Here is a 13,588-nt window from a genome sequence, read left to right as displayed (position 1 = left end):
TCCAATCGGGCGGCGGCACGTCGAAATGCCGGCAAAACACGCGGGATTGCGCTTGTTCCTGTTATTGCGGAGTCTATCATCGCCCATGTAGTCGCGCGACCATTGGCGCCCGCGCCCAGCGCTTTGCGCCATCGCTGAGGAGTTTGCGCAACAGGGACCCGCACCGATGCACGATTTCACCCCACTTTCCGGCCTTCTCGGCGGCGCCCTGATCGGCCTTGCCGCGGCGCTGCTGATGCTGCTGACCGGGCGGATCGCCGGCGTCACCGGCATCGTCGGCGGGCTGCTTCAGCCCGATACCGCCGACCGCGCCTGGCGCATCGCCTTTATTGCAGGGTTGATCGCGGCGCCCCTGATTGCGGCATTGTTCGGCGCGCCGCTGCCGCGGCCTGCGATGAATGCGAGCCTTGTGGTGATCGCGATCGCGGGCCTTCTGGTCGGGTTCGGCACAAGGATGGGCAATGGCTGCACCTCAGGCCACGGCGTCTGCGGCTTCGCGCGGCTGTCCGGCCGCTCGATCGTGGCGACGTTCATCTTCATGACGGCGGCGGTCGCGACGGTTGCCGTCGTCAGGCACGGGATCGGAGGCTAGCCATGCCGCTTCTCGCAAGCTTCGTGTGCGGCCTGATCTTCGGCACAGGCCTTCTGATCTCGGGCATGACCGATCCGCAGAAGGTGCTCGGCTTCCTCGACCTGTTCGGCGCGTGGGATGCGACGCTTGCCTTCGTGATGGCGGGCGCGGTTGCGGTCGCGGCAACCGGCTTTGCGATCGCGCGGCGGCGCACCGCACCTGCGTTCTCGGCGCGCTTCCTCTGGCCCGACCGCAACGACATCGATGCGCCGCTCGTTGGTGGCGCCGTGCTGTTCGGCATCGGCTGGGGCCTCGCCGGCATCTGCCCAGGGCCCGCACTGGTCAACCTTGCCGGGCTCTCGTTGCCGATCGTGGTGTTCGTCGTTGCGATGCTGGCAGGCATGATCGGCCAGAATCTCTTCGGCAAGAATCTCTGGCGGCGGCGTACGCTGGCGCCGCGCATCGACAATCCTCCACTTCCATCTCGCGCAGACGGGTGACCCATGACGACGATCAAGCACTTCCCTCCTCCGACCGGCGTCACGGCGCCGCCGCTCTCGTTCGGCGCCCGCGTCGGCGATCTCCTGTTCATCTCGGGCATTCCCGGCTTCGACGCCAACCGCGAGCTGCCCGATGGCTTCGAGGCGCAGTTCGCCAATGTCGTCACCAATTTCAAGCGCGTGCTGACCGAGGCCGGCGCCACGATGCGCGATCTCGTCAAGGTCAACGTGCTGCTGACCCGCGCCTCTGACGTCGCGACGATGAACGTCCTCTATGCCGGCGCGTTCGGCCCCGCGCCCTACCCCGCGCGCACCACCTGCGTCGTGGTGGCGCTGCCCAATCCGAAGATGCTGATCGAGATCGAGGGCGTGGCACACGTGAAGGGGTGACAACTCTCTCCGTCATTCCGGGGCGCGCCACTTGGCGCGAGCCCGGAATCCATCGGGCCACATAGCGTATAGCGGAATGGATTCCGGGTTCTCGCTTCGCGAGCCCTCAGGTGCGCAATTGCGCACCGGGGAATGACGAGTTGAGAGAGCGCGCGCCTGCGACAAAACAAGCTGATTGAATTCAGGCCGTGCAACACACTCGCAGTCGTCCTGGCGAAAGCCAGGACCCATTACCGCGCATCTCGATTGTTGCGCGACGCTGGGGCCGCGGTCCCGTTCACAAGCGAATTCGGCGGTTATGGGTCCTGGCTTTCGCCAGGACGACGATGTGGAGAGACGCGGGCCGATATCCTGATCGCGCACGCTTCTTCAGTCGCCCCTAAAACAGCGACCCCTGCCCGTCGTCCTCGCGCACCGGCGCCTTGCGCGGCGCTACCTTCTTCGGGGCCGGCGCGTCCTCCGCGGCGATCTCTTCCGCGGTCATCGGCAGCAGCAATTGCGCATCGTCGTTGGCGACGGCATTCACGCGCATCGTCACCTGATGCCAGGCGAACTCGCCGACATCGGGGCCCCTCAGCATCGGCATCACGTCGTCGACATCGTTGGGCAGGCAGTCGAGCCAGCGCGCGAATTGCTCGGGCCGGATCGTGACGGGCACACGGTGATGCAGTTGCGCGAGGTCGGGGCTCGCGGGCGCGGTGACGATCGCGACCGTGTCCTGCTCCTCGCCGTTCGGCCCCATCCAGGTCTCGGCAAGCGCGGCGAAAGCGAGCGGGTGGCCGTCGCGGCGATGGATGAAGAACGGCCGCTTGCGGCCGCCGGCATCCTGCCATTCGTAATAGCCGTCGGCCGGGATCAGCGCGCGGCGCCGCTTGATCGCGTTCTTGAACGCCGGCTTCTCCCGCACCGTCTCGGAACGGGCGTTGATGAGCAGCGAGAATGTGCGGGGATCCTTGACCCAGGACGGGATCAGGCCCCAGCGCATCAATTGAAAATGCCGGCCGCCATTTTGCAGCAGCACGACCGGGATCGGCTGGGTCGGCGCAACATTATACCGCGGCGGAAAATTCGGCTGCTCGATGTAGCCGAACATCTCTCGCAAGGCCGCCGGCGGCGAGGTAATGACAAAGCGTCCGCACATATCCTGTCCAGGGTGGTATCCGTTTATTCCGCCTTAACTTGGACCGTTAAAGACTGCGACCAATGACCTCAACGGCCGCCATAGCGGGCTCTTCCCCGCGACCGACGTACCCCGACGAGGCGCGGGCGGCGCTGTTGCGCGCCGCCAACATCAATCCCCGCACCGGGCTTGCGACCGACTACCTCAATCACTTCAACGAAGCCATCATGCTGCTGGAGATGGTGCCGGACCTGCCGGAATGCGCCAGCGATTTCCTGGAATGGCAGCCGCTGTCCTATGCCGAGCATTTCACCGCGTCCAACTTCAAGGCGCGTGATCTCGCGATCGAGGCCTATGAGACCGCGGACGCCCGAATCCGGGCCGAATTCGACCAGCTCACCGCCAACATGACCAGTATCCTGACCGAGGTCGGCGTGGCGATGCGGCAATTGCATCAGGACAAGAGCCGGGTCGCGCTCGCCGAGCAGGCCATCGTCTGGGTCAAGCCGCTGGTGATGCAGACCGCCGGTGTCATCAACGGCGCCGCAGAGGCCGATGTCGAGAGCATCATGGCGGGCGCCTGATTTATCGGGCATGATGGTCGTGAAAACTGGTTGTCATCTTGAGCTCTCCCGAACCTCCGATCCGCCCGCAGCTCGCCGTGTCAGGCGTGATTTTCCGCGACGGCAAGGTGCTGCTGGTGCGCCGCGCCCGCTCGCCCGGCAAGGGCTTCTATTCGCTGCCCGGCGGCCGGGTCGAGTTCGGCGAAACGCTGCACACCGCTCTGCACCGCGAGATCGACGAGGAGACCGCCCTGCGGGTCGAGATCTTAGGGTTGGCCGGCTGGCGCGAGGTGCTGCCGACCGGTCCCGGCACCGGGCATTATCTGATCATGACATTCGCGGCGCGCTGGGCCTCCCGCGAGCCCGTGCTGAACGACGAGCACGACGATTTCAAATGGCTGGCGCCGGAGGAGATCGGCGACCTCAAGGTCACCGGCGGGCTCCATGAGGTCATTGCGGCCGCCCGGCGGCTGGTTTGAGGCCTGTTTTGGGGGCGCCTTGGAGCGCTCTGCCGCCTTGCGTCGGGCGCATTGAGGGGGCATACCACGGCGATTCCGGAACCCCTGATGATCAGAGCCTTTCTCGCCGTTGTGATCCTGATGTCGGCATGCCTCGCGACGCCCGCTCGCGCGCAGGACGCGGCTGCGCCGTTCGACGGCGACCTGCAGCGGCTGGCCGAGATCCTCGGCGCCCTGCACTACCTGCGCGGCATCTGCGGCTCCAACGAGGGCGCCAAATGGCGCAACGAGATGCAGGCGCTGATCGACGCCGAAACCCCCTCCGGCGACCGCCGCGCCCGCATGATCGCGGGCTTCAACCGCGGCTACAACGGCTTCCAGCAGACCTACCGGACCTGCACCCCCGCGGCCTCCGTGGCGATCCGCCGCTACATCGAGGAAGGCTCGAAGATCTCGCGCGACCTGACGGCCCGCTATGCCAACTGACCGCGCGATCTTCTTCGACCTCGACGGCACCCTGACCGACCCGAAGCCCGGCATCACCGGCTCGATCCAGTATGCGCTGGGCAAGCTCGGCCGGCCGGTTCCGTCACAGGACGAACTGACCTGGTGCATCGGGCCGCCACTGCGGGCGAGCTTTGCCATGCTGCTCGGCGGCGAGGAGCTCGCCGACCGCGCCGTCGAGCTCTACCGCGAGCGGTTCGGCGATGTCGGGCTGTTCGAGAACAGCGTCTATCCCGATATCGCGGACGTGCTGGCGGAGCTGCGGCAGGCGCCGGGGCGCATCTACGTTGCGACCTCGAAGCCGCATGTGTTCGCGACGCGGATCGTCGCGCATTTCGGCCTCAGCCGGTATTTCGACCACGTGTTCGGCTCCGAGCTCGACGGAACCCGGGTCAACAAGGTCGACCTGCTGGCCTATGCGCTCGCGCAGACCGGGGCCGATCCGGCGCACGCCCTGATGATCGGCGACCGCAGCCACGACGTGATCGGCGCTGTCAGGAACGGTATCGGCGCGATCGGCGTCACCTATGGTTACGGCACGCCGGAGGAGCTGGTCGGGGCCGGCGCCAGCCAGCTGTGCGCCTCGCCGCGCGCCGTGCTGGACCATATCCACAGCTCATTTGGCTGATCGCGGCGGCGCGATCCGGAATTCCCCTTTAAATGCCGTGACGGCCGTTAACCTTTTCGAAAGATGTGGGCTAGGCGGTACCCGCATGCGTGATAAATCTCGCGCGTCGCAGTGGTTCGCTCCTCGGACCGCGCGCATTCATTTTGCAGAGTTTCATGCGCCATCCAGCGTCCTTTCCCCATCACCAAGACCCCCGTCCCGATCACGAGCAGAAGCAGGCGGCGCTGGGCTACCTGAACGAGGCCTGGGCCGAAGCGCGTCACGACGGCGTCGATGGCGACTGCCTGGCGCAGGCGAGCCTGTTTGCGGCGCTCGCTGAGCTCGTCGGCACCTATGGCGAGGACGCGGTGGCGAAGTTCGCCGAGGGCCTCGCCGCGCGGGTGCACAACGGCGAGTTCTCGCTGGCGCTCGCCAGACAGTAACAGACCGAACGCTACGGCTTCAGCGTCTCGAGGAAGCGGACCGGCTCGCCCGTCGACGGCGTCGTCACTTCGCCCTGCCACATCACCCGCTTGCCGCGCACGAAGGTGCCGACCGGCCAGCCCTGCACCCGCACGCCGTCATAGGGCGTCCAGGCTGCGCGCGAGGCGATCCATTTGTTGGTGATGGTCTCGCTGCGCTTCAGATCGACCACGGTGAAGTCGGCATCATAGCCCGCCGCGATGCGGCCCTTGCAGGCGATGTTGAACAGCCGCGCCGGACCCGCGCTGGTGAGATCGACGAACCGAGCCAGCGACAGCCGTCCGGCATTGACGTGATCGAGCATCAACGGCACCAGCGTCTGCACGCCGGTCATGCCTGACGGCGAGGCCGGATAGGTCTTGGCCTTCTCCTCCAGCGTATGCGGCGCGTGGTCGGAGCCGAGCACATCGATGATGCCCTGCTCGATGCCGTACCAGATGCCGGCGCGGTGATCGGCCGAGCGCACCGGCGGGTTCATCTGCGCCAGCGTGCCGAGCCGCTCGTAGCACTCCGGCGCGGCCATCGTGAGGTGGTGCGGCGTCGCCTCGCAGGACGCGACATCCTTGTGGTCGCGCAGATACAGGATCTCTTCCTTGGTCGAGATGTGCAGCACATGGATGCGCTTGCCGGTCTCGCGCGCGAGCTTGACCAGGCGCTCGGTCGCCATCAGCGCCGCGGTCTCGTCGCGCCACACCGGATGCGAGCGCGGGTCGCCCTCGATGCGCAGCGGCTTGCGGTCGTTCAGGCGATACTCGTCCTCGGCGTGGAACGCGGCGCGGCGCCGGATCACCTGGAAGATCCGCCGCAGGCTCTCGTCGTCCTCGACCAGCAGCGCGCCGGTGGAGGAGCCGACGAACACCTTGATGCCGGCGCAGCCCGGGGCGCGCTCGAGCTCCGGCAGGTCCTGCACGTTCTCGCGGGTGCCGCCGATGAAGAACGCGAAGTCGCAATGCATGCGATGGTGGCCGCGCTTGACCTTGTCGGTGAACGCCGCTTCGGTGACCGTCAGCGGATTGGTGTTCGGCATCTCGAACACGGCGGTGACGCCGCCCATCACGGCGCTGCGCGAGCCGGTCTCGAGATCTTCCTTCTGCGTCAGCCCGGGCTCGCGGAAATGCACTTGGGTGTCCATCACACCGGGCAGGATGTGCAGGCCCTTGCAGTCGATCACCTCGCCGGCCGAGGCCTGCCCGAGCGCGCCGATCGCGGCGATGCGGCCATTCGTGACGCCGATATCGCGCACGCCCTCGCCGTCCTGATTGACCACGGTGCCGGATTTTAGAATGGTGTCGAAATGCTGATTCATCGGTCCTCGGCGCCCGCTTTCGGCTGTCGCGCGGGCCTTGTTCGGCGCACTCTAGCGCCTTAGCTTGGCAGGGGATATCCGCGCGCCGCGCGTTTCCCAAGGAACTTGGAAAAAGAGCCAATTTTGCGAATGAAAGCAGCGTTTCTTCCAGATCGGGGCGTGGTCAAAATCTCTGGCGAGGACGCCCGCAACTTCCTCAACGGCCTCATCACGACCGATGTCGAGCAGCTGGCCCCGGGACAGGCCCGGTTTGGCGCGCTGCTGACGCCGCAGGGCAAGATCATCGTCGATTTCCTGATCACCGAGATACCCACAGGCCATGGCGGCGGCTTCCTGATCGACGCCCCGCGCGCGCTCGCCAAGGGGCTTGCCGACAAGCTCGGCTTCTACAAGCTGCGCGCCAAGGTCGTGGTCGAGAACCTCTCCGACAGCCTCGGCGTGCTGGCCGCCTGGGATGGCGAGCCGGCGGCGATCCCCGATCTCGCCTTCGCCGATCCGCGCAATGCGGCGCTCGGCTGGCGCATCCTGATCCCGGAAGATCTGAAGCAGAAACTCGCCGAGCTGATCGGCGCCGATCTCGTCGACTCCAGCGCCTATGAGGCGCATCGCATCGCGGCCGGCGTGCCGCGCGGCGGGCTCGACTTCATGTACGGCGACGCCTTCCCGCACGAGACCAATATGGACCGCCTCAACGGCGTCGATTTCGACAAGGGCTGCTATGTCGGCCAGGAGGTGGTGTCGCGCATGCAGCATCGCGGCACGGCGCGCACCCGCACAGTGAAGATCATTCTCGACGGCCCCTCCCCCGAGACGGGCGCGGCGATCCAGGCCGGCGACAAGCAGGTCGGCACCATGGGCTCGACGGCCGGCGAGAAGGGCCTCGCGCTGGTGCGCATCGACCGTGTCGCCGATGCGCTCGATGCCGGCCTGCCGCTGACCGCGGGCGGGCTCGCACTTCACCTCGCCGATCCTGATGCTGTCCGCACCACACCCAAGAAGACCGTCGCATGAGCCGCACTGCGCAACTGCATCCCGACGGCAAGACGCGCTGCCCGTGGCCGGGCGAAGACGCGTTCTACGTCGCCTATCACGACAATGAATGGGGCGTGCCGGAATATGACGACCGCGCGCTCTATGAAAAGCTGATCCTCGACGGCTTCCAGGCCGGCCTGTCCTGGATCACGATCCTGCGCAAGCGCGAGAATTTCCGCAAAGCCTTCGACGATTTCCAGCCCGAGAAGATCGCGCGCTACACCGACAAGAAGGTGCATGCGCTGATGAACGACGCCGGCATCGTCCGCAACCGCGCCAAGATCGAAGGTACGGTGGCGAGCGCCAAGTCTTATCTCGAGATCATGGAGAAGGGCCCCGGCTTCTCGAAGTTCCTGTGGGACTTCGTCGACGGCAAGCCGAAGGTCAATCAGTTCAAGACCACCGCGAGCGTGCCGGCCTCGACGCCGGTCTCGATCAAGGTCTCCAAGGAGCTCGGCGCGCGCGGCTTCAAATTCGTCGGCCCCACCATCGTCTATGCCTTCATGCAGGCGACCGGCATGGTCAACGATCACCTCGTCACCTGCTTCTGCCACGAGGCCTGTAGCGGCAAGCTCCGCACACCGCGGCTCAAGAAGAAATGACTGCGCGTCGATCGACCGAGACCGCCCGCGCCTGGCAGCGGATGTTGTCGGGGCGCCGGCTGGACCTGCTCGATCCGTCGCCGCTCGATATCGAGATCGTCGACATCGCGCATGGACTGGCACGGGTCGCGCGCTGGAATGGCCAGACCAGCGGCGCGCACATCTTCTCGGTGGCGCAGCACACGCTGCTGGTCGAGGCCGTGATGCGCCAGCAGATGCCGCGCGTCGATATCAGCCATCGTCTCGCCGCGCTGCTGCACGACGCGCCGGAATATGTCATCGGCGACATGATCTCGCCGTTCAAGGCGGTGCTATCAGGCGAATACAAGGCGGTGGAGAAGCGGCTGCTGTCGGCAATCCATATCCGCTTCGGTCTGCCGGCGGTGCTGGCGGACGAGATCACCCAGCAGATCAAGGCCGCCGATCGCGGCGCCGCCTATCTGGAGGCGACGCATCTGGCGGGATTCTCGCAAGCCGAAGCCAGGCGGCTGTTCGGCCGCGATCCGGAATTGCCGGAAGCCAGCGAGCGCGACTATCTGACGCCATGGACCGCCGCGAGGGCTGAAAAGCAGTTCCTCGAGCGCTTCAAGACATTGCACGCGTCATAGGCAGCACCGCCTGTGTTGCCGCCGGTTGCGCCGCAAAACGAAGAGCTGGCATGGCGCCGCGCGCCTTTGCCCACCCGGGAGCAGTCGTTATAATCGGGCACACCGATAACCAAGGACCATCATGCTTCACGTCTGCTCGCTTGCCGCGCTCCCCGACACGGTTCGTGCCACCGGCGCCAGCCATGTGCTGACCGTGATGGCCAATGTCGATCAGGTGCAGCGGCCGCCCTCCGTGCTTCCGGCCAACCATCTGAAAGTGTCGATGGACGACATCATCGAACAGATGGACGGATTCGTTGCCCCCAATGAGACGCATATCGAGAGGGTGCTGGCCTTCGTGCGCGGCTGGGATCGCCGCGCGCCGATGGTGGTGCATTGCTACGCCGGCATCAGCCGCTCGACCGCAAGCGCCTTCGCCACGGTCTGCGCGCTCAATCCGCACCGCGACGAAATGTCCATCGCCCGGCTGATCCGCGCGGCCTCGCCGATCGCGGCGCCCAATCGGCTGATCGTCAGCCTCGCCGACAAGGCGCTGGGCCGCGAGGGCCGGATGCTGCGCGCGCTCGATGCGATGGGCCCCGGCAGCATGAGCGTCGAAGGCCGCCCCTTCCACATCGACCTGGACTAACTAGAGCGGATGAATTTGGTTGAATCTCATCTCGCCAAGGTTTCGGTTCACCTCTCCCCACTGGGGAGGGGTGAACCTATGATGCCGTTGTAACCCAATCCCATCTCGCTTTAGCACGAACGTGCCTCGCACGATCGCTTGAACTTCCAGTCCGCTCAACTGCACTACTAGGTTGCGACGGGCCGCTCGGTAGCCGATGGTCCGGCGTGCCCTGCCGGAGGCCCGATGTTCGATTCGCCGTTCGATTTCCTCACGCTCGTCATCGCCATTGTCGCGATCATCTTTGCGCGCAAGGCGCTGGGCCAGAATGCGGTGCTGCAGCGCCGGCTGGATGCGATCGAGGCCGCAGCCGTGGCCGCCGCGCGGACGGCCGTGCCGCCGCCGCTGACGCCGCTCGAGGCGTTCGAGCAGACGCTTCCGGCGGCGCCTCCCATCGCGCCGCCGCCGCTCCCCGAAGCGGCTGCGAGTGAAGCGGATGTGCATGCAGAGGCAGCCGCTGAGGCGGCAAGCGCCGCCCCGCCGCCGCTGCCAGAACCGCCCGCCACGCCGCCCCCGGCGCCCGGCTTCGAGGAGACGCTCGGCACGCGCTGGGTGGTGTGGATCGGCGGCCTGACGCTCGCGCTCGGCGGCTTCTTCATGGTGCGCTATTCGATCGAGGCCGGGCTGCTCGGCCCCGGCGTGCGCACGATGCTCGGCGGATTGTTCGCACTGGCGCTGCTCGGCGCCGGTGAATGGACGCGGCGCAAGGAAAGCATCTCCAACATCGCGGCGCTGCCGATCGCCAACATTCCGGCGATCCTCACCGCGGCCGGCACCGCGGTGGCGTTCGCCACGGTCTACGCCGCCTATGCGCTGTACGACTTCCTCGCGCCGGCGACCGCCTTCATCCTGCTCGGCATGGTCGCGCTCGGCACGCTCGCGGCCGCGCTGCTGCACGGGCCTGCGCTGGCCGGGCTCGGCATCGTCGGCGCCTTCGTCACCCCGATCCTGGTCTCATCCGACAAACCGGACTTCTGGTCGCTCTACATTTATCTTGCCATCGTCACCGCGGCGGCGTTCGGCCTCGCGCGGATCCGGCTGTGGCGCTGGCTTGCGGTCACGACCATCGCCTTCGCGCTGCTATGGACCTTCCCCTGCCTGCAATGCGGGCCGGAGATGATCGCGCCGCACGTCTTCCACGTCATCGCGGGCTTCGTGCTGGCAGCGCTGCTCGTGGTCTGCGGCTTCATGTTCGGCCCCGACGGCGATGGCGAGGAGATCGAGCCGATCTCGTCCGGGTCGCTCGCGGCCTACCTGTTCGGCGCGATGCTGATCGTGCTCAACAGCGCGCACGCCGACAGCGCGATGATCGGCTTCGCACTGCTGACGGCGGGCAGCCTGTTCGTCGCCTGGCGCGCGCCCGCGGCTGCGGGTGCGATCGGCGCCGCGTCGGCCTTTGTCTTCATCGTGTTCGGCGAGTGGGCGGTCCGCCGCAATGTCGACATGCTGGTGCTGCCGGGCGGTGCGATCCCGGGCATCGGCCCCTCCGCGACCGACGGCTCGGTCTCGCTGCATCTCGTCACTGCCGCGCTGTTCGCGGCCGCCTTCGGCATCGCCGGCTTCCTCGCGCAACTGCGCTTTGCCACCACGAAGATCACGGTGACATGGGCCGCGGCGGCCGTGTTCACGCCGGTCGCGCTGCTGGTCGCACTCTATGCACGTATCGCGCATCTCGATCGCTCGATCCCGTTCGCGATCCTCGCCGTGCTGCTCGCCGCCGCCTACGCCGCCGCGACCGAAGCGCTGAGCCGGCGCGGCGAGCGGCCGGAGCTGTCGCCCTCGATCGCATTGTCGGCGACCGGCGCCCTCGCCTCGCTGGCGCTGGCGCTGACCTTCGCACTCGACAAGGGCTGGCTCACCATCGCGCTGGCGCTGGTGTCAATGGGCACGGCATGGCTGTCGGTGCAGCGGCCGATCCCGTTCCTGCGCTGGCTCGCCGCCATCCTGGCCGGCATCGTGGTGCTGCGGATCGGCTACGAGCCGCGGATCGCGGGCGACGCCGTCGGCACCACGCCGATCTTCAACTGGCTGCTGTGGGGCTATGGCGTTCCGGCGCTGTCATTCTGGGCGGGAAGCCATTTCCTGCGCCGCAACGGCGACGACGTCCCGCTGCGGATGGTCGAATCCGCCGCGATCCTGTTCACGGTGCTGCTCGCCTTCATGGAGATCCGCCACGCGGTCAATGCCGGCGACGTCTATCGCGACAACGCCGGGCTGACCGAGGTCGCGTTGCAGGTCGGCGTGACGCTCGCGATGGCGATCGGGCTGGAGCGGCTGCGGCTACGCAGCGGCAGCATCGTCCACAATGTCGGCGCGGTGCTGCTGACCGCGTTCGCCGGACTTGCCAGCCTGTTCGGGCTGCTGGGGCTGGAGAACCCGATGCTGTGGTGGCAGGACGTCGGCGGCAGCTTCATCAATCTGCTGCTGCTCGGCTATGCATTGCCGGCCGTGTTGGCGCTGCTGTTGTCCTATGCGGTGGCGGGGCATCGTCCCGCTACATATGCCAACGCGATCGCCGCCGGCGCGCTGGTGCTGGCGCTCGCTTACGTCACGTTCGAAATCCGCAGGCTCTATCATGGACCGGTGCTGACGCGCGGCGAGACCACGGGCGCGGAGCAATACACCTATTCGATCGCCTGGCTGATGTTCGGCGTCGTGCTGCTCGGCATCGGCATCGTCGTCAACTCGCAGCGGGCACGGCTCGCCTCCGCTGCGGTGATCGGGCTGACGATCCTGAAAGCGTTCCTGGTCGACATGTCGACGCTCACGGGAGTCTACCGGGCGCTGTCGTTCATGTGCCTTGGCATCGTGCTGGTCGCGATCGGCTGGCTGTATCAGCGGATCCTGTTCCGCAGGCGGGTCGCTCCGCCTGTCCCGCAGGCAGAGGCTTGAAGCTTGGTGTCCTGAACGGCGAAAAGCCTCAGTCGACGGATTCGGCAACCAGCCGAATCCTGAATACGGGCTTGCGGCTCTCGTCGAGCAGCTCCATGTGCCATTCGCTGTCTTGCTTCATGTTGCGCGAAATGCTGCCAAGGAAATTACCGCAGACCTTGGTCATCTCGGCCCAGGCCACGTCACGGCTCTCGAACTCCGTCGCGTGGTCGGACGCACCAGCGTAATCGCCATCACTGATACGGAAAAAATACTGCGCCATATGACTACTCAAATCGGTGTCCCCGTCATCCCGCCTGTCGGCGAACGCTAAGGTATTGAGTAGCTATCAACGCGTGGCGACCGCCATCCGTATGACTACGGCTTGGCGTTATTCCCGCTGGCGCGCAGATGAGGCGTCAGAGCGTTTTCGAGCGAAGCCTGTCCCGCACTTGATGCGGGATGGATACCGGTTCGCGTGAAGAAAACGCGTCAAAACAAGAATCTAGAGCCCCGTTCCGATTCAATCGGAACGGATAGGCTCTAGTCGGTGGAGCGGCGCAATTCCGGCGCGCTCTCGACCTTGGCGGGCTCGACCTTGACCGGCTCGAGCTTCGCCCTTTCGACCTGCGGTGTCTCGACGCGCGACACTTCTGTCGGCGAGGCATCCGCGGATCGTGTGCGCGGGTGCAGCGAACGCGGGCGCGCCACCGCGCGTGCCATCAGCATCTGCTGGCCGCCCTGGTGATGGAAATCGCAGTAGGCGAAGCCCATACCGGAGACCGAGCCGCGGAACGTGCGGTCGTCCTGCTTGTCGAGATTGAAGCACGGTTCGAACGGAATGCCCTTCAGCGAGGCGCACACGCTCTGACCGCGGATTTGCAGCGTATTGCCGGGCAGGCGCACGCGGCGGATGGGTCCGGAGCCGGAGAACTGGATCGAGCCTGCCGCACCCAGATCGTCGAGGATACGGCCGGCGCCCCTTGTGCCGTCGAAACAGGTGAACGCGAACACCTTGCCGGCGACGAATTTGCGGGCCTCATCGGCGTTCATCATGCCTGCGAACGCCGGCACGACCATCGCTCCGGCCGTGACGGCCCCCAACACCAAACGCGCAAGCATGAGCTACTCCACTTACGAGCGCGGGCACCCGCTCCTTGTTGAGCATGATCCCCGCGACCGACGCTTCTCGACGTCTGCGCGAGGAAACCCGGCCCCCCCGGGATCATGCTGCAAGTCTCTTTACCCGCTGCTTACCATACCAACAGTGGCAACATTGGAGCAGCTTGGTTGGTAAAGTCTGAAC

Annotated in this window: 17 protein-coding genes; 13 read left to right on the top strand and 4 right to left on the bottom strand. The window is 66.3% G+C overall.

The window, feature by feature from the left end:
- Positions 1-166 precede the first annotated feature (166 nt).
- From AAFG07_RS12600 to AAFG07_RS12590, 3 genes are read left to right on the top strand one after another with little or no spacing between them, the layout of a single operon-like run.
- On the top strand, positions 167-592 hold the full coding sequence (locus AAFG07_RS12600) for a YeeE/YedE thiosulfate transporter family protein (RefSeq protein ID WP_342727544.1): 426 nt from the start codon (positions 167-169) through the stop codon (positions 590-592).
- Between the two features lie 2 nt (positions 593-594).
- The gene (locus AAFG07_RS12595; RefSeq protein WP_342727543.1) at positions 595-1,071 is read left to right on the top strand and encodes a DUF6691 family protein; all 477 of its coding nucleotides are present in this window, start codon (positions 595-597) and stop codon (positions 1,069-1,071) included.
- Between the two features lie 3 nt (positions 1,072-1,074).
- Positions 1,075-1,461, top strand: a complete 387-nt coding sequence (locus tag AAFG07_RS12590) for a RidA family protein (protein WP_342727542.1) — start codon at positions 1,075-1,077, stop codon at positions 1,459-1,461.
- A 379-nt stretch (positions 1,462-1,840) separates the two neighbouring features.
- On the opposite strand, the gene AAFG07_RS12585 is transcribed toward AAFG07_RS12590, so the two are convergent.
- Positions 1,841-2,602 carry an SOS response-associated peptidase gene (locus AAFG07_RS12585; RefSeq protein WP_342727541.1) on the bottom strand — a complete coding sequence of 254 codons (762 nt, stop codon included), beginning with the start codon at positions 2,600-2,602 and terminating at the stop codon, positions 1,841-1,843.
- 62 nt (positions 2,603-2,664) lie between these two features.
- Here AAFG07_RS12585 and AAFG07_RS12580 point away from each other — a divergent pair, with 62 nt between their 5' ends.
- The 5 genes from AAFG07_RS12580 to AAFG07_RS12560 all read left to right on the top strand — a co-directional run bounded on the left by AAFG07_RS12580 (position 2,665) and on the right by AAFG07_RS12560 (position 5,156).
- Positions 2,665-3,165: a hypothetical protein gene (locus AAFG07_RS12580; RefSeq protein WP_342727540.1), complete on the top strand. Its 501-nt coding sequence runs from the start codon at positions 2,665-2,667 to the stop codon at positions 3,163-3,165.
- Positions 3,166-3,203: 38 nt separating this feature from the next.
- Positions 3,204-3,623, top strand: coding sequence for an NUDIX hydrolase (locus AAFG07_RS12575; RefSeq protein WP_176529753.1), 420 nt, complete (start codon positions 3,204-3,206; stop codon positions 3,621-3,623).
- A gap of 87 nt (positions 3,624-3,710) precedes the next feature.
- A complete protein-coding gene (locus AAFG07_RS12570) occupies positions 3,711-4,088 on the top strand; it encodes a TIGR02301 family protein (RefSeq protein WP_342727539.1) in 378 nt (125 codons plus the stop codon).
- The gene (locus AAFG07_RS12565) at positions 4,078-4,734 is read left to right on the top strand and encodes an HAD family hydrolase (RefSeq protein WP_342727538.1); all 657 of its coding nucleotides are present in this window, start codon (positions 4,078-4,080) and stop codon (positions 4,732-4,734) included. Before AAFG07_RS12570 ends, AAFG07_RS12565 begins: the two co-directional genes overlap by 11 nt.
- A gap of 155 nt (positions 4,735-4,889) precedes the next feature.
- Complete coding sequence (locus AAFG07_RS12560; RefSeq protein WP_342727537.1) at positions 4,890-5,156, top strand: hypothetical protein; 267 nt, start codon at positions 4,890-4,892, stop codon at positions 5,154-5,156.
- A gap of 11 nt (positions 5,157-5,167) precedes the next feature.
- Here AAFG07_RS12560 and AAFG07_RS12555 read toward each other — a convergent pair whose 3' ends face one another.
- The gene (locus AAFG07_RS12555) at positions 5,168-6,502 is read right to left on the bottom strand and encodes a dihydroorotase (RefSeq protein WP_342727536.1); all 1,335 of its coding nucleotides are present in this window, start codon (positions 6,500-6,502) and stop codon (positions 5,168-5,170) included.
- Positions 6,503-6,631: 129 nt separating this feature from the next.
- On the opposite strand from AAFG07_RS12555, the gene AAFG07_RS12550 reads away from it, so the two are divergent.
- The 5 genes from AAFG07_RS12550 to AAFG07_RS12530 all read left to right on the top strand — a co-directional run bounded on the left by AAFG07_RS12550 (position 6,632) and on the right by AAFG07_RS12530 (position 12,303).
- On the top strand, positions 6,632-7,513 hold the full coding sequence (locus AAFG07_RS12550) for a folate-binding protein YgfZ (protein WP_342727535.1): 882 nt from the start codon (positions 6,632-6,634) through the stop codon (positions 7,511-7,513).
- A complete protein-coding gene (locus tag AAFG07_RS12545; RefSeq protein WP_092116040.1) occupies positions 7,510-8,136 on the top strand; it encodes a DNA-3-methyladenine glycosylase I in 627 nt (208 codons plus the stop codon). Before AAFG07_RS12550 ends, AAFG07_RS12545 begins: the two co-directional genes overlap by 4 nt.
- On the top strand, positions 8,133-8,744 hold the full coding sequence (locus AAFG07_RS12540; protein ID WP_342727534.1) for an HD family hydrolase: 612 nt from the start codon (positions 8,133-8,135) through the stop codon (positions 8,742-8,744). The genes AAFG07_RS12545 and AAFG07_RS12540 overlap by 4 nt, the downstream gene beginning before the upstream one ends.
- 121 nt (positions 8,745-8,865) lie before the next feature.
- On the top strand, positions 8,866-9,372 hold the full coding sequence (locus AAFG07_RS12535; RefSeq protein ID WP_342727533.1) for a protein-tyrosine phosphatase family protein: 507 nt from the start codon (positions 8,866-8,868) through the stop codon (positions 9,370-9,372).
- A 225-nt stretch (positions 9,373-9,597) separates the two neighbouring features.
- The gene (locus tag AAFG07_RS12530) at positions 9,598-12,303 is read left to right on the top strand and encodes a DUF2339 domain-containing protein (RefSeq protein WP_342727532.1); all 2,706 of its coding nucleotides are present in this window, start codon (positions 9,598-9,600) and stop codon (positions 12,301-12,303) included.
- 28 nt (positions 12,304-12,331) lie between these two features.
- Here the strand turns inward: AAFG07_RS12530 and AAFG07_RS12525 are convergent, their stop codons facing one another.
- On the bottom strand, positions 12,332-12,565 hold the full coding sequence (locus tag AAFG07_RS12525; protein ID WP_050403167.1) for a hypothetical protein: 234 nt from the start codon (positions 12,563-12,565) through the stop codon (positions 12,332-12,334).
- Positions 12,566-12,825: 260 nt separating this feature from the next.
- Complete coding sequence (locus tag AAFG07_RS12520) at positions 12,826-13,404, bottom strand: hypothetical protein (protein WP_342727531.1); 579 nt, start codon at positions 13,402-13,404, stop codon at positions 12,826-12,828.
- Positions 13,405-13,588 lie beyond the last annotated feature (184 nt).

It is taken from the genome of Bradyrhizobium sp. B097, assembly GCF_038957035.1.
GTDB lineage: Bacteria > Pseudomonadota > Alphaproteobacteria > Rhizobiales > Xanthobacteraceae > Bradyrhizobium.
This window is presented reverse-complemented; position numbering and strand designations above follow the sequence as displayed.

Bases quoted from the DNA above. Each gene is read 5' to 3' on its own strand.
- AAFG07_RS12600 (WP_342727544.1), top strand. From the start codon at position 167: ATGCACGATTTCACCCCACTTTCCGGCCTTCTCGGCGGCGCCCTGATC.
- AAFG07_RS12595 (WP_342727543.1), top strand. From the start codon at position 595: ATGCCGCTTCTCGCAAGCTTCGTGTGCGGCCTGATCTTCGGCACAGGC.
- AAFG07_RS12590 (WP_342727542.1), top strand. From the start codon at position 1,075: ATGACGACGATCAAGCACTTCCCTCCTCCGACCGGCGTCACGGCGCCG.
- AAFG07_RS12585 (WP_342727541.1), bottom strand. From the start codon at position 2,602: ATGTGCGGACGCTTTGTCATTACCTCGCCGCCGGCGGCCTTGCGAGAG.
- AAFG07_RS12580 (WP_342727540.1), top strand. From the start codon at position 2,665: ATGACCTCAACGGCCGCCATAGCGGGCTCTTCCCCGCGACCGACGTAC.
- AAFG07_RS12570 (WP_342727539.1), top strand. From the start codon at position 3,711: ATGATCAGAGCCTTTCTCGCCGTTGTGATCCTGATGTCGGCATGCCTC.
- AAFG07_RS12565 (WP_342727538.1), top strand. From the start codon at position 4,078: ATGCCAACTGACCGCGCGATCTTCTTCGACCTCGACGGCACCCTGACC.
- AAFG07_RS12560 (WP_342727537.1), top strand. From the start codon at position 4,890: ATGCGCCATCCAGCGTCCTTTCCCCATCACCAAGACCCCCGTCCCGAT.
- AAFG07_RS12555 (WP_342727536.1), bottom strand. From the start codon at position 6,502: ATGAATCAGCATTTCGACACCATTCTAAAATCCGGCACCGTGGTCAAT.
- AAFG07_RS12550 (WP_342727535.1), top strand. From the start codon at position 6,632: ATGAAAGCAGCGTTTCTTCCAGATCGGGGCGTGGTCAAAATCTCTGGC.
- AAFG07_RS12545 (WP_092116040.1), top strand. From the start codon at position 7,510: ATGAGCCGCACTGCGCAACTGCATCCCGACGGCAAGACGCGCTGCCCG.
- AAFG07_RS12540 (WP_342727534.1), top strand. From the start codon at position 8,133: ATGACTGCGCGTCGATCGACCGAGACCGCCCGCGCCTGGCAGCGGATG.
- AAFG07_RS12535 (WP_342727533.1), top strand. From the start codon at position 8,866: ATGCTTCACGTCTGCTCGCTTGCCGCGCTCCCCGACACGGTTCGTGCC.
- AAFG07_RS12530 (WP_342727532.1), top strand. From the start codon at position 9,598: ATGTTCGATTCGCCGTTCGATTTCCTCACGCTCGTCATCGCCATTGTC.
- AAFG07_RS12525 (WP_050403167.1), bottom strand. From the start codon at position 12,565: ATGGCGCAGTATTTTTTCCGTATCAGTGATGGCGATTACGCTGGTGCG.
- AAFG07_RS12520 (WP_342727531.1), bottom strand. From the start codon at position 13,404: ATGCTTGCGCGTTTGGTGTTGGGGGCCGTCACGGCCGGAGCGATGGTC.